Source organism: Acinetobacter tandoii (assembly GCF_008867985.1).
In the GTDB taxonomy this organism is placed as follows: Bacteria; Pseudomonadota; Gammaproteobacteria; order Pseudomonadales; family Moraxellaceae; genus Acinetobacter; species Acinetobacter tandoii.
In genome coordinates, this window is record NZ_VXLD01000003.1 from 260,265 (window position 1) to 275,260 (window position 14,996).

The following is a 14,996-nucleotide window of genomic DNA, read 5'->3' on the forward strand; positions in this document are numbered from 1 at the left end:
TTTGTCGTTTAAAAATTCAGATCACCGACTTGAACAATTTTAAAGCGCTATCATATAAGTTTCTATTTGCACAATAATTGAGATGTTTTCATGAGCCAAAGTCATATCCGTATTCGAGGTGCACGTACCCACAATTTAAAAAATGTGAGCCTCGATATTCCCCGCGACAAGTTTGTGGTGATTACGGGACTCTCAGGTTCAGGTAAATCCTCTCTCGCTTTCGATACCTTATATGCCGAAGGTCAGCGCCGCTATGTAGAGTCGTTGTCTGCCTATGCGCGTCAGTTTTTATCGCAAATGGAAAAACCTGAGGTCGATTCGATTGAAGGTTTAAGCCCAGCGATTGCCATTGAGCAAAAATCTACTAGCCACAACCCACGCTCGACAGTAGGCACCATTACTGAAATTTACGACTATCTACGCCTACTTTATGCACGTGTCGGTACGCCTTTTTGCCCTGAACATGACCTACCAATGGTGGCACAAACCATTTCGGAAATGGTCGATGCAGTCAAAGCCCTTGAAGAAGGCACAGCCCTGATGCTACTTGCACCTGTGGTGCGTGAGCGCAAAGGTGAATACAGCAATCTGTTTGAACAACTGCAAAGCCAAGGTTTTGTTCGTGCGCGCGTGGATGGGGAAATTATTGATATTGATTCACCACCTGAACTGGACAAAAAGAAAAAGCACACCATTGAAGTGGTGATCGACCGCTTTAAAGTCCGTGATGATTTGGGCAACCGTATTGCGGAAAGTTTTGAAACTGCCCTACGTTTAGGTGGTGATATTGCAGTACTGTCATGGATGAAAGGCGAACACCCTGATCGTGTCTTTTCAGCCAAGCATTCTTGTCCTGAATGTGACCGTGCCGTGGCCGAACTGGAACCACGCCTGTTTTCATTTAATAATCCCTTTGGTGCTTGCCCTGTCTGTGATGGTTTAGGTACGCGTAGCCATTTCAGTGCAGACAAACTCATTCCAAATTCAGAACTGTCGATTAGTCAGGGCGCCATTCGTGGTTGGGACAGACAACGCCCGTATTACTACAGCATGATTCAAAAAGTTGCGGACCATTTTGAATTGTCACTCGATACCCCGTGGAATGAGCTAGATAAGGATACCCAGAAGAAATTTTTATACGGTACAGGCAAAGAAAAGGTCGATTTGAGTTATATCGATGAACGTGGACGCAAGCACAATCGGGTACAACCTTTTGAAGGGATTTTGCCGCATCTTGAGCGTCGTTACCGTGAAACCGAGAGTAACTATGTACGGGATGATTTGGCACAGTATTTATCCAATGCGGCTTGTGATGCCTGCGGCGGTTCACGTTTAAACGAAATTTCCCGCAATGTGCGAGTCAAAGACAAGACCATTGCCGAAATCACCAAAATGTCGATTGGTGATGCGGAAGCCTATTACCAAACCCTGAATTTAACCGGTGCCAAAGGTGAAATTGCCGACAAGATTTTTAAAGAAATTCGTGAGCGTCTACACTTCCTCGTTTCTGTCGGATTGAATTATCTTAGCCTGTCGCGTTCGGCAGAAACCCTGTCGGGCGGTGAAGCACAGCGTATTCGTCTAGCTTCGCAAATTGGTGCAGGCTTGATGGGCGTAATGTACGTGTTGGATGAGCCATCAATTGGTCTGCATCAACGTGACAATGACCGTCTACTGGAAACCTTAGTGCGCTTGCGTGACCTCGGCAATACCGTGTTGGTGGTCGAACATGATGAAGATGCGATTCGTGCAGCCGATCATATTATTGATATTGGTCCAGGTGCGGGCGTGCATGGTGGTACGATTATTGCCGAAGGTACGGCGGATGAATTGGCACGTCATGAAGATTCACTCACAGGGCAATATCTGTCTGGAAAGCTCAAAATTGCTGTACCTAAACAACGTACGCAACCGCCACGTCCTGACGAACAGATTAAACTCATGGGTGCTGCTGGACACAACCTAAAAGATGTTGACCTCACCATTCCACTGGGTGTGATGACCTGCGTCACAGGCGTGTCGGGTTCAGGGAAATCGACGCTGATTAACCGCACCTTATTGCCATTGGCTGCAACCCAACTGAATGGTGCAACCACCCTCACTGCGGAGAAGTTCGACTCGATTGATGGCTTACAATTCCTCGATAAAGTCGTAGATATTGACCAAAGCCCGATTGGACGAACCCCACGCTCCAACCCTGCCACCTATACAGGTTTATTTACCCCAATTCGTGAGTTGTTTGCCCAAACGCCAGAAGCCAAAGCACGCGGTTATGCGGCAGGTCGTTTCTCCTTTAACGTGAAAGGCGGACGCTGTGAAGCCTGCGAAGGCGACGGTATGATTAAAGTCGCCATGCACTTCTTGCCAGATATGTATGTGCCCTGTGATAACTGTCACGGTAAACGCTATAACCGTGAAACTTTGGAAGTCGGCTACAAAGGCAAAAACATTTCCGATGTATTGGACATGACGGTTGAAGATGCCATGCATTTCTTCGATGCCATTCCAGTCATTCACCGTCGTTTAGAAACGTTGAACCAAGTTGGTTTGGGTTATATCCGTTTGGGTCAGTCAGCAACTACGCTGTCTGGCGGTGAAGCTCAACGGGTAAAACTGGCACGTGAGTTGGCAAAGCGCGATACAGGTAAAACGTTGTATGTACTGGATGAACCGACCACAGGTCTGCATTTCCATGACATTGCTAAGTTGCTCGACATCCTGCATGAGCTTCGTAACAAAGGGAACACCATTGTGGTGATTGAGCATAATTTGGATGTGATTAAAACCGCAGACTGGATTATTGACTTAGGTCCTGAAGGTGGCGCAGGTGGCGGGATGATTATTGCCGAAGGTACACCTGAAGAAGTGGTGAAAAATAAAATTTCACATACAGCGAGATTTCTGAAGCCGTTGTTGAAATAAAAATCTCCCCTAGCCCCTCTTTTTAAAGAGGGGAAATTCCCTCCTTTCCCATAGGAGGGTTAGGGAGGATTTAAATAAGCATAAATAATTAAAGAAAACTTTTGGGGTAAATAATGCGGTTTTCAGAAAGATACGGTTATAAGCCTGTTCGTCAGATTATTCAAAAAGAAAGTATGGATCTAGAATTAAGAAATGGTATCTGGAGTATTTTCAATGATTGTTTTTGGAATAAAAAACATGACTATGGTCGCTGGAATTATTATAGAGATTCAAATTTAAAAAATTTGATATATTCCTATTGGTTTAATTTATTTAAAGAACCCACCGACACCATTCCTTTAAAAACAGTTGATGCAATCAAGCATATAAGGTCCTTTTTCTTTCGATGTGAATGGCATACCATTTATAGTTTTATTGAAGAAACTCTAGAAAACTATCCAGAACAATATACTGTTAAAGAAGAAATTTTTATTGCTCTAATTAATCAGCTGTTAGAAAAAGAAAATAGTGCCTATCGAATCGTCAATAATCAAATCATTGAAATTACTTCTGAACAAGAAATTCAATCAATTGAAGATGCTTTAGAAAATACAAATCAATATTCAGGTATTCAACAACATCTTAATCAAGCTTTAAAACTGATGTCAGATCGTCAAAAACCTGACTATCGAAATTCAATTAAAGAATCGATTAGCGCGGTTGAATCCATTTGCAAAATCGTGACTAACGATGAAAAAACAACATTAGGTAAAGCATTAAAAGTTATTGAAGATAAATTTGGACTACACCCTGCCCTTAAAAGCAGTTTAAGTCAGCTTTATGGTTATACCTCAGATGGTGATGGCATCCGCCATGCTATGCTCGAAGAATCTAATTTAAGTTATATCGATGCAAAATTTATGCTAGTTGCCTGCACCAACTTTATTAATTATTTGATTGAAAAAACCAAAACCCAAAACTGAAACCCAATCACATGACAGACGACATGGATATCGCCCGTTTGACTGTGCTCAAGGGACTGAGCATCAGTCAAACACATGGGTTTTGTCACTTTTGTCCAGTCAAAAGTGAGGCAACTCCTACGCAACTAAAATCAAAACTGCTACTTGAATACGAGGACGTGGTAAAGAATCAAACGGATATTCAAATCACTTAACACCAAAATCTAAATTCTATTTCTCAATTTAAATTCAAATCACGTAAAATCCGACTCGGCTTTTATCAAAACAGAAGCCCTATGACTTTTCAATAACTCAATTACATTATCAAAATCATGAAAGCATTTCTTCTCAGCATGTCTTTAGGACTTGTGTCCCTACACACCTTCGCCGATGGCTATATCAATGAAAATATGGTTGTTTTCACTTCAGAATCGGATGGCAGTGATGATCCATGGCAAGACCATCCCAAATGTACACCCAGTATTCAAGCAGGCGGTTCTTCAAAATCATGGCTAGTGCAATATTTCTACTCCGACCAAAGCCCCTTAACCTCTGGATTTATCACTACACAAAAGCCTTCGAGCAAAGCCAGCGAATGCGAACATCTGGTGCATTTTCCAGATCAGGTGCAAGGGTCAGGGACATTCGAAAGTTATTATCCGAATGGCAAAATACGCAGCCACATTGAATATGAAGATGGCAGTTATCATGGCAAACTCATTTTTTGGCATGCCAACGGCTTAAAAGAACAAGAGTCAACGATGAACTACGGCATTCCAGATGGTGAATATCGCATTTGGCACCCGAATGGACAATTAGCACTGTCCATGAAATACAAAGATGACATGCAAGATGGCATGAAACAGCGTTGGTATGCCGATGGTAAACCGTGGACCTATGTCCGTTTTGAAAATGGCGTGATGCGTGGCGAACTCAAGCAATGGTTTCACAACGGCAAATTGGAACGTCGCGGAGAATACCGTAATGGTCTCAGACAAAACCGTTATGAAATTTGGTATGAAGATGGTACACCTGAAGCTGTTTTAACCTATGATGCAGGCAGTATTATCCAAGCCCAATGTTGGAACGAAGCTGGCAAACCTCGTGCTCGCAATAGTTGTCTTAGCAGCTATCAAGATGAAGAATAATTCTAAATAAACACTTATTGATGCGGTGATAAGTCTAACCTTGTACCGCATTTTTCCCTTTCGCCTTCGCTTTAAATAAAGACTGATCGGCTTTATGAAATAACTCTAACCAACTGGCACCGCCAATGGCATAGCCCGCACTGACAGAGACATGTAAATCGGGGGCTAGACCCACCTGCATATTTGTCTTATCTACATCACGACGAATCTGATCGGCTATGCTCAGCGCTTCAACATCGTTCATTTGCTCAAGCAAGACCAAAAATTCATCGCCACCATAACGCACAATTAAATCCGTGCTACGCACATGGGCTTTTAAAATATTGGCCACCATCTGAATCACTTTGTCGCCAATCATATGCCCATACTGATCATTCACTTGTTTAAAATCATCAATGTCAATCACTATCAAACCCAGCTTTTCGAGTTTTTTTGGCTGATTTTCTAAGTGCCGAATATAACTCTCTAAAGCCAAACGATTCGCTACGCCAGTTAAAGCATCAGAATTGGCAATATTTTTTAATTGAAACTCTAAAGCATCTCGTTGTTGCAACATACTTTCTAATTTACGTATTGCGGTAAACAGTGAGTCTACCCCTGAACCATGCTGTAATGTTTCAGCTGTCTCAAGCTTTGAGCCTTGGGACAAATTTAAAATCGTTTCTCGCGCTTGAATTAACGGTTCAAAAACCCTACGACGCGCGTAGATCATGGTGAATAAGGCAGCAAACAAGGAAACAGTGGTCACAAAAAGGGTCAGAAAAAATTGACGTTGCGCCTGTAATTTCTCTCGTTCTGCCACTTGCAAACTATAATCTAAAATATAGGTTTGCAAATTCACAACAGAACTGAATTTATCGACGATTTTCTTGGTTAACTCAGTCCCCGACAGTCCATAAGGTCGACCCGAAAGGCTGTCTTGTATCAAATGTTGTACCGTACTAATCCCCTGTTCAAGAAAGTCCGTTCTGACTTTGTCATGTAATTGCATGAATTCAGCAGTTTTATCTTGTTCAGGCAAGACGGTATTCACCAAATCCCATAAATAATGTGCCTGATGCTGGGTTTGTAAAGAACGTGCCAAATTGGTATCTGGCATTTTCTGTTTAAACGTTACTGGGGCAATCACATTCGAAGCCACACGCCCCGCTTGATCACGTAAATCCGCTAAAATTAAAATCAGGGTATAATAATTCGAGGTATGCTCATCAAGGTTTTTTGAATGAATTACCATATTTTTCAATACATTATGACTTGCATCCCATGCCGAGAACATCTGTAAAATGGCGGCATCCAATTGTTCCATATTGCGTTGTGAACGGGGCAAAGCCGCATACGAATCTACCGCCTCACGCCCTTGTTGTAACTGTGGTTGTAATCGCGTCACAATTTCAATCGCTTCAGTACTAAATCCCGTTTCTTTCAGACGTAAAATAGTACTCTGAATATGCTGATCCACACCTCGACGATATTCAACTAATTCTTGTCGGTTTTGTGCATACTCTTTAGGGGTACTCGACATGACTTTGTTGCTGGGTGCACGTTCACGTGAAATTTTATTGGATAATTCGGCAACTGCACGGAGACTCTGAATCTCTGTTAAGGAAAGCTGTGCATGCTGGTAATTTTGGTGGCTTTTAAAAATAAGGGGTACGGAAATAAACAGTAACGAAAGTACAATGACCAACATTGCACCCAATAATCGCTGACTTATATTTTCTGCACGTAATCTTGCCATGAATATGATTAAATTTCTCTACGTTGCGTCTTTACAGTTAAACCACAACCTTTATAAAAGATGCAACTCTGAAAATGATATTTTAATTTGTTAGTTTGACTTCGTGTTGAGGTATTTAAATTTAACATAAACAATTAAGCACTCGTAAACAAACTTAGGCTGCTTTCATCTCATTACCTCGTCTATTGTATGTCTTTTATTTTTATAAATAAGGAAAGATACCAAGTTTATCTAAAGCATCTAGGGTGAGCTGTTTACGCATTGCCAATTGCTGCTCATTCTGTATATGCATATTTAAAGCAAAGGCCAAAATTTTGCCATTGGGCTGTTCCACCCATCCCACATACCAACCCACCTGAGGTTTTACATCGGCTCCCCATCCTGACTTAGCATACAACTTAGCAACACCACGACGCTCCACATAAAGCATTTGTTTCACCTCTTGTTGCACATGTGCATCAAAAGGTAAGGTCTGGGTCGCAAGTCTATAAGCAAATTCAGCTTCTTGTTGCGGTGTAATTTTTAAGGGTCCATCTAACCAAAAACGGTCGACCTGTGTACCAATCTGAGCATTTCCATAACCAACTCGATGAAGCTCTTTTTGCATCAACGGCAGACCAATGCGTCGAGCCAAGGTTTGATAGATGGGAACTGCTGAGACTTGCATCGCCTCAGCCAAAGTCATATCCCGTTCCCAACTTTTCATTGCGCGTGCTTTTCCATCCCATAAAAATACTTCAGTGGTCGTGGTTTTACGCTGCTGTAAACCAATTAAAGCATTTAACATTTTAAAAGTTGAAGCAGGTATATAGGCAGTTTCAGCTCTTTGCAAATCATTGCCAAAACGCTGCAATTTTTCCCCATCATAAGTAACAAAAACTACCGCACTGCCCACTGCTTGAAACATATGATTCAACTCAGCTAACCGTGGTTGTTGCATCATCAATGGCTGCTGCATTTGGTCCTTAAGAGGTTGCTGACTGCATGCACTTAACAGCATCCAGCTTAAAACTGAACAAGATATCGCTTTTAGCATCCACATCCTGACTTGTCCTATCACTTTTAAACCTATCATAGCCAGATTTTGACCAAACGGAATAAATTCCATTGAATTTGTTTACTTTTGATCCATTATGGTGCATAATGCACAACATTAGGGCGTTTTTAATTTCATCCTCAGCAGATATTTTTAAATTTCCCTGTTTTTTGGCAAAAAAATCCCAGTTTATTTATTTAAACTGGGATTTTTTTTGCTTATGCAATTAAATCTCAACATTAAATTCACGCAAATCAAAAGAATAACTGCATCATTTTGGTGCGAAAATAATTCAAAATACTGGCTTGATCTATCATATTCACACTCATTACCCTAGTTAAAATGTAATTAGATCATTTGACTGACTTGTAATCACTCAATCTATGGCTCATGCAATACCTTAATCCTTCTCTGAATGTTGATATTTTCAAATTAAAAATCATGTTTTTAAAAGAAAAAAAAGCCCAACCTTGGGGAAAGTTGGGCGATAAACTAAAAACTTTTTGTGGAGAATCAGGCAGGTATCACACTATTTCTATGAAACATGATCTGATTACTCAATTATTATGTCCCTCTTTTGTTCAGAAGTAAAGCCGATTGAATCGCTTTGTTTTATATAAAAACACATTTAATACAGATAAAGAGAACCATGTCACACTAATAAAAGAAAATAGCTTATAAAAAGTCCAATTGTTACATTTATAGTAATATTTAATTAAATTTTGAGCGAATATTTGAAATGAATTACAAAATTTTGCTTCAATTTAATGAAATTTATCATTGTTTTTGGCAATCACATATTAACAAATTATTCTTTTTTACAATCAAAGAGCCATCTAATTCCACACTGTTATTGTACCGAAAATTTAGGAAAGAATGCACTTATTCAATTGTTATCCTTGTCTTTTTTTAAAGGTTGACACATTTTTTTCCATTTGTCTAATTTCTATACATTTTCTTTTTAGATTAAAACCCACTGCACTCTGTAACATACACTTAATTGACTAAATAAATTGTTACAATACAATGCCACTTGTTTAATCCATTCTAACAAACTGGTAACACTCATGAAAAAACTCGGTTTAGCCACTGCTTTATTATTAGCCATGACCGGTGCTCAAGCATACCAATTCGAAGTACAAGGTCAGTCTGAGTACATCGATGCATCTGCAGCAAACGACAAAGACTTTACTGGCGGTGTGCAAGGTACTTACTACTTTAAAGATGTAGATTCTTCTAAAGGTCCTTTAGCTGAAGCAGCTTTCTTAAACCAAGCGTCTAATGTTTCTTTGGCATATAACTATGCTGAATTAGGTTCGAACGGTTTTGATGTTACTGCTCACAACTATGGCGCTAAAGCTGAAGCTTATGTACCAACTAAATTTGTACCTGTATATGCAAGCGCGTCTTACAGCCATACAATTCTAGACAGCAAAAACAACAATGCTTCTGACGATCAAGGCGACCGTTATGCATTAGAACTTGGTGCTTTAGCTGCTCCGAATTTCTTGGTTGCTGTAGGTTATACCAGCGTTGCTGACCAATTTGCTTTAGATGCATTTAATGTAATGAGCAAAGGTGTAGTTAGTGCTGTAGGTGAAACTGCAACTATTGGTGATGACCAAGATGCAATCACTGCACGTACTAAATATGTAGGTAACATTGACGGCACAAACATGGCTGTAGGTTTCGAGTCTGGCATCGTTTATGGTGATGACACAGCTTACCAATTCAAAACTGATTTATATGTAACACCAAAACTTAGCGTTGGTGCTTCTTATGTAAAATCAAGCTTTGACAACACACCTGACTCTGCTTGGGGCGCAAACGTAAACTACTTCATCACTCCAGCAGTTGCTGTAGGTGCAAGCTATGTTAATGCGAATGCAAAAGATGTTGATCTTGATACGCAAACTGTTGGCTTAAATGCTAAATTCCGTTTCTAATTGATTAGACACGGAATCAAAAAAGGACGCTACATGCGTCCTTTTTTATGCTTATGCATTCGGGCTACGCACCAAACTCAAGAAATGTAAATGACGTTCATACTGATCAATAATATCTTGCAGTAAATCTTCCAAGGTCCAGTCCATCACATCATAATTTTGACCACCTTCCCGCAAGAAAACTTCGGCTTGATAAAACGGCTGATCTTGCTCTCGTGTATCTGCCATAAAACTCGGCGGTTGAGTTTCATGTGAAACCACCTGATAAATAAAATTGATTTCGTTGTGATGATCAACACGCAGTTGCAATCCCTGTTCGACGGGTCGAATGGTCACTTCAAGTTGACGACGCTGAAATTCCTTTTGTACTTGTAGAAAAGCATTTTGTACATTTTGTTGTATAAATTGTTCAACTTCTTGTTGGGTATGCGGGTAATGCATTATCAGCCCCAAACGCTGTTGCCAACTGCGTGGATTTTGAATGGCTCGTGGAGTAATCCGTGCTTCTTGTAGTGCTTGCATTTTGGTCAAATCTAAACTGAGCGCTTTGATTAAGCCCCAACTCATCAATAGCATAATTAAGGTAAATGGCAAAGCACTCATAATTGTGGCCGATTGCAATGCCGCTAGGCCACCCGCCATCAAGAGAATAATCGAAAGCAATGCAATTAAAACTGTCCAAAATAATCGCTGCCATAAAGGTGAGTTCTCATTTTCAGCAGTTAAATAATCAATCACGAGAGAGCCTGAGTCAGCTGAAGTGACAAAGAACAGTACCACCAATACCGTGGCTATCAGACTCGAAATTTGAACAAAGGGAAGATGGGTCAAAAACTCAAACAATGCTACAGATGAATCACGCTGGACTGCTGCAATTAAGGAAGTTTGCCCATCATGAAGAATACTGAACAGCGCCGCATTCCCCATAAAACCCATCCAGATTAAAGTAAAACCCGTCGGAATAAACAACACACCAACAATGAACTCTCGGATACTGCGCCCACGAGAGACTCGGGCAATAAACATTCCGACAAATGGCGACCATGAAATCCACCATGCCCAGTACATAATGGTCCACCCGCCAATCCAGCCATTGGGTTGATAGGCATATAAATTAAACGTCATGCTAAACAGGTTAGATACATATTGCCCAGCATTTTGAATCGTGGTTTGTAGGATATAAATTGAGGAACTGGCGAAAAAAACGAATAAAAGCAAAACTAAAGCGAGAATCAAATTCAACTCAGACAGTCGCTTAATCCCTTTATCTAGCCCCAAACCGACCGATAAGGATGCTAAAAAGCTGACAAAGACAATCAGCCCCACTTGAATAGCCACACTTTGCTGAATACCGAATAAGTAATTCAAGCCAGAGTTAATTTGCGTGACCCCAAAACCGAGTGTGGTGGCTACCCCGAAAATCGTGCCCAAAGTGGCAAAAGTATCAACCGCGTCCCCTACAGGACCATATATTTTTTTGCCAACCAATGGATACAATGCTGAACGGACTTTTAGCGGCAAATTATGCCGAAAGGAAAAATAAGCCAATGATAATCCCACCAGCGCATAAATAGCCCATGCATGCAAACCCCAATGGAAAAAAGTAATCCGCATCGCTTGCTGTGCCGAGGCTAACGTTTCCCCTTCCCCAGTCGGTGGGCTGACATAATGCATGACGGGTTCAGCCACGCCAAAAAACATCAGCCCAATCCCCATACCAGCGGTAAACAGCATGGCAAACCAAGAGCCTTTACTGTATTCGGGGCTACTATGCTCAGGTCCCAGTTTAATTTTACCCATGTCCGATATGGCAATGAAAATCAATAAAATCAGAAAAAAGGCAACGGCTAAAACATAAAACCAGCTAAAAGAATCAATAATCCATTGATTCAAATGCTTGGTTAAGCGTTCAAAACCGCTTGGATCGAATAAAATGAGCGCCAAAAATAGCGCGATAATCGCAACAGTACTTAAAAATACATTCCGTTTGACATTGGCAAATGGAGACGTCTTGATGGAAGGCATAATTTCCCCCAGAAGATTTTTATAGATGTAAAAAAGATGAAACCAATTCGGTTAATTTCGCGGATCTTATTAAGAAATGAATATGTTAAATTTTAACGATTCTTGATAATGATAATAAATTCTGTCTGTTGGGGCAGTTCAATTCCTGTAACGATTTATCGCGTTGCATTATTCATTATTATGTCGTGGGTCATGCCGAATATATTGTAGTGCAATCAGTCTGGAGACAATTAAGGCTAAATACATGACACCACAAAACATTTGCAATATCGCTAAAATACGTGCGGCGGGCGTCATGGGCATAATATCGGACAGTCCTGTCGCCGACTGTAAACTAAAACTTAAAAATAACAGGTTCAACCAAGATTGCAGACCCGACGTTGGACTTTGGAAACTATGGGGAATCAGAAGTTGACAAATGTTATATAAAAATGCAAATCCCCAAGCCATTAGGGTAAACACAGCACCTGCTGCAAACATTTCATCTTTGGTTAAATAACGGTCTGCAAACATATAGCGTACCAAACCATAGGCAGCCAAAAAATAAGCCAAACTTTCAAAACTGTGTGCAATTACCTGTATCGTGATGGTGTCAAAGCCCAATAAAATCAGAAAGGAAAAAATAAAAGCCCCTCCAACAAAGCTTAAGCCCAGAAAAGTATAAACGGGCGTTTGTCGAATCACTTTGGCAATAATCAGTAAAGCCAATACCCCCAGACACCACATAAATGCCCGATATGACAACCCACGGTATCCCATGATCGACAACCACAACATACAGAATTGAACCAACAATAACCATGCCGATGGCAATAAACGAAGTCCTTTCCAGAAGTCGATCATCACTTGCATATCCACCTGCCTTATTCAATTGATGGGAACACTTCAAACATTTGTTTGTACTTATTTTTGAGAAATCTTTTATTTTGCTTATTCTGTTTTAGCGTATTTAGTGGGCTGGGTCTAGCAGGTATTCGGTATTCATTATTTGACAACTTTGAGTACACAATAAAAAAGCCCCTGACGGAGCTTTTTTATTATTTGATTCAGAATTAGTGATCAGACGCGCCTGAAATACCAACACCTGTCATCGAACGTACATACTGTGCATCAAATGCTTTACGTTCTGCTTGGGCACGTGCAGAATTATCTGTCACAGAGAACAACCAGCAGCAGAAGAATGCCAATGGCATAGCAAAGATTGCAGGACCATTGAATGGGTTGATTGGCGTATCAGAAATACCCAAAGTATCTACCCAAACTGCTTTCGCTAAGACAATGAGTACCACCGCAGTGATTAGACCCACCAAACCGCCAATTACTGCACCACGTGTCGTTAAGCCTTTCCAGAACATTGATAATACAAGCACTGGGAAGTTCGCACATGCAGCTACAGAGAATGCTAAACCAACCATGAAGGCAACGTTTTGTTTTTCGAACAAAATACCCAAAATCATGGCAAAAATAGCTAAACCTAAAGTTGCAATTTTAGACATGCGAAGTTCAGATTCAGGAGTCGTTTGACCTTTCTTGAATACGTTTGCATACAAGTCATGAGAAATTGCTGAAGCACCAGACAATGTCAAACCTGCAACTACTGCAAGAATCGTTGCAAATGCTACTGCTGAAATGAAGCCCATGAACAAGTCACCGCCCAATGCATCAGACAAGTGAACCGCAGCCATGTTGTTACCACCAACAAGCTCAAGCTTGCCAGTCATTGCCATTTTCGCAACATCAAGGAACTGTGGGTTGTTCGATACATAAAGGATCGCACCAAAGCCGATGATGAAAGTTAAAAGATAGAAATAACCAATGAAACCTGTTGCCACAACTACTGATTTACGTGCTTCTTTTGCATCTTTAACGGTAAAGAAACGCATTAAGATGTGTGGAAGACCTGCTGTACCGAACATCAATGCAAGACCTAAAGAAATCGCATCAATTGGATTCGCTGCAAGTTTACCAGGGCCCATGATGTTACCTGCTTCAGCTACAGTAATTTCATGTACTTTTGCAAAAACATCAATCGATTGAGAGAACATTTCAGCGAAGCTAAAACCTACGCCTTTCATGACCATGAATGCCATAAATGAAGCGCCAGATAAAAGCATTACCGCTTTAATAATCTGTACCCAAGTCGTTGCCAACATTCCACCGAAGATTACGTAAGCCATCATCAGAAGACCAACAATCACTACAGCAATGTTGTAGTTCAAACCAAATAAAAGTTTGATCAACTGACCTGCACCCACCATCTGAGCGATCAGATAGAATGCAACCACAACTAATGAACTGATTGCTGCAAGTGTACGTACTGGTTTTTCCGCCAAACGGAATGACACCACGTCAGATAAGTTGAACTTACCTAAATTACGTAGACGTTCAGCCACCAAGAACAATACAACTGGCCAACCCACCATGAAACCCAATGAATACAGCAAGCCGTCAAAACCTGAGCTGAAAACCATTGCAGAAATACCCAAGAATGACGCCGCGGACATATAGTCACCCGCAATCGCTAAACCATTTTGGAAACCTGAAATTCCGCCACCTGCTGTATAGAAGTCTGCAGTGTTGGTGGTTTGTTTTGCCGCCCATTTGGTAATAAACAAGGTAAAGCCGACAAAAATGGCAAACATGATGATGGCATGCCAGTTAGTTGCTTGCTGTTCTGCTGCACCTAAGTCTGGACTTGCTAGTGCGACACCTGAAGCCATTAGGGTTGTTGCAGCAACTGTAAGTGCTTTCAATGAATTCCATTTCATTAGTGCTGTCCTTTCTCATGCGCAATTGCTTCGACTTCACGCATTGCTTCTTCATTTAATGCATCAAGTTTGTTATTCGCGATATACGAATACACACCACATAAAACAAAAGATAATACAATAATGCTTAGACCCAATGGCATACCAATCGTGGTAACACCACCACTAAAGGAAGTCATTAAAAACTCTTTGTTATAGCCGACCAACAGCATAAAACCAACGTACACAACCAACATAATGACCGTCAGTGTCCAGCTGAGTTTACTTTTGCGACTGACCATTTCCTTAAATTTGGGATTTTGCAGAATTTGGTTTACCTGAACCTCATCCATAATCTTGCTCCTGTGAAGCGTCCAGCCATAGACGCATTTTTAATTTGAATTATTTCGTATACAAACTTAACAATGTTGTAGGGTTCTTGTAATTTAGACTTTGGTCGTTAAATTTTAAGCAAATCAAACTGACACGAACT

At 40.8% G+C, this 14,996-nt stretch carries 10 protein-coding genes; 4 read left to right on the plus strand and 6 right to left on the minus strand.

From position 1 onward, the window contains the following. Positions 1-90 precede the first annotated feature (90 nt). The 3 genes from uvrA to F4W09_RS07345 all read left to right on the plus strand — a co-directional run bounded on the left by uvrA (position 91) and on the right by F4W09_RS07345 (position 5,011). Positions 91-2,922, plus strand: a complete 2,832-nt coding sequence (uvrA, locus tag F4W09_RS07335) for an excinuclease ABC subunit UvrA (RefSeq protein ID WP_151504442.1) — start codon at positions 91-93, stop codon at positions 2,920-2,922. Positions 2,923-3,035: 113 nt separating this feature from the next. After that, a complete protein-coding gene (locus F4W09_RS07340; RefSeq protein WP_151504443.1) occupies positions 3,036-3,884 on the plus strand; it encodes an AbiJ-NTD4 domain-containing protein in 849 nt (282 codons plus the stop codon). A gap of 332 nt (positions 3,885-4,216) precedes the next feature. Continuing rightward, positions 4,217-5,011 carry a toxin-antitoxin system YwqK family antitoxin gene (locus F4W09_RS07345; protein ID WP_171492408.1) on the plus strand — a complete coding sequence of 265 codons (795 nt, stop codon included), beginning with the start codon at positions 4,217-4,219 and terminating at the stop codon, positions 5,009-5,011. A 34-nt stretch (positions 5,012-5,045) separates the two neighbouring features. Here F4W09_RS07345 and F4W09_RS07350 read toward each other — a convergent pair whose 3' ends face one another. After that, entirely contained in the window at positions 5,046-6,749 is a 1,704-nt protein-coding gene (locus tag F4W09_RS07350) for a GGDEF domain-containing protein (protein WP_151504445.1), read from the minus strand. A 202-nt stretch (positions 6,750-6,951) separates the two neighbouring features. Next, complete coding sequence (gene blaOXA, locus F4W09_RS07355) at positions 6,952-7,791, minus strand: OXA-1036 family carbapenem-hydrolyzing class D beta-lactamase (protein ID WP_418655082.1); 840 nt, start codon at positions 7,789-7,791, stop codon at positions 6,952-6,954. 1,061 nt (positions 7,792-8,852) lie between these two features. Between blaOXA and omp33-36 the strand changes: the two genes are divergently transcribed. Continuing rightward, on the plus strand, positions 8,853-9,731 hold the full coding sequence (gene omp33-36 / locus F4W09_RS07360; RefSeq protein ID WP_044738904.1) for a porin Omp33-36: 879 nt from the start codon (positions 8,853-8,855) through the stop codon (positions 9,729-9,731). Positions 9,732-9,782: 51 nt separating this feature from the next. Here omp33-36 and F4W09_RS07365 read toward each other — a convergent pair whose 3' ends face one another. The 4 genes from F4W09_RS07365 to F4W09_RS07380 all read right to left on the minus strand — a co-directional run bounded on the left by F4W09_RS07365 (position 9,783) and on the right by F4W09_RS07380 (position 14,856). Next, complete coding sequence (locus F4W09_RS07365) at positions 9,783-11,756, minus strand: glycine betaine transporter (protein WP_151504447.1); 1,974 nt, start codon at positions 11,754-11,756, stop codon at positions 9,783-9,785. A gap of 168 nt (positions 11,757-11,924) precedes the next feature. Beyond that, positions 11,925-12,608, minus strand: coding sequence for an ion channel (locus F4W09_RS07370; protein WP_151504448.1), 684 nt, complete (start codon positions 12,606-12,608; stop codon positions 11,925-11,927). Positions 12,609-12,808: 200 nt separating this feature from the next. Continuing rightward, on the minus strand, positions 12,809-14,524 hold the full coding sequence (locus F4W09_RS07375) for a cation acetate symporter (protein WP_104441345.1): 1,716 nt from the start codon (positions 14,522-14,524) through the stop codon (positions 12,809-12,811). Then, positions 14,524-14,856: a DUF485 domain-containing protein gene (locus F4W09_RS07380; RefSeq protein ID WP_104441344.1), complete on the minus strand. Its 333-nt coding sequence runs from the start codon at positions 14,854-14,856 to the stop codon at positions 14,524-14,526. Before F4W09_RS07380 ends, F4W09_RS07375 begins: the two co-directional genes overlap by 1 nt. Positions 14,857-14,996: the final 140 nt, after the last annotated feature.

Coding starts and splice junctions, on each gene's coding strand:
- F4W09_RS07345 (WP_171492408.1), top strand. CDS start 4,217: ATGTCTTTAGGACTTGTGTCCCTACACACCTTCGCCGATGGCTATATC.
- F4W09_RS07380 (WP_104441344.1), bottom strand. CDS start 14,856: ATGGATGAGGTTCAGGTAAACCAAATTCTGCAAAATCCCAAATTTAAG.
- F4W09_RS07370 (WP_151504448.1), bottom strand. CDS start 12,608: ATGCAAGTGATGATCGACTTCTGGAAAGGACTTCGTTTATTGCCATCG.
- F4W09_RS07350 (WP_151504445.1), bottom strand. CDS start 6,749: ATGGCAAGATTACGTGCAGAAAATATAAGTCAGCGATTATTGGGTGCA.
- uvrA (WP_151504442.1), top strand. CDS start 91: ATGAGCCAAAGTCATATCCGTATTCGAGGTGCACGTACCCACAATTTA.
- F4W09_RS07365 (WP_151504447.1), bottom strand. CDS start 11,756: ATGCCTTCCATCAAGACGTCTCCATTTGCCAATGTCAAACGGAATGTA.
- F4W09_RS07375 (WP_104441345.1), bottom strand. CDS start 14,524: ATGAAATGGAATTCATTGAAAGCACTTACAGTTGCTGCAACAACCCTA.
- blaOXA (WP_418655082.1), bottom strand. CDS start 7,791: ATGTGGATGCTAAAAGCGATATCTTGTTCAGTTTTAAGCTGGATGCTG.
- omp33-36 (WP_044738904.1), top strand. CDS start 8,853: ATGAAAAAACTCGGTTTAGCCACTGCTTTATTATTAGCCATGACCGGT.
- F4W09_RS07340 (WP_151504443.1), top strand. CDS start 3,036: ATGCGGTTTTCAGAAAGATACGGTTATAAGCCTGTTCGTCAGATTATT.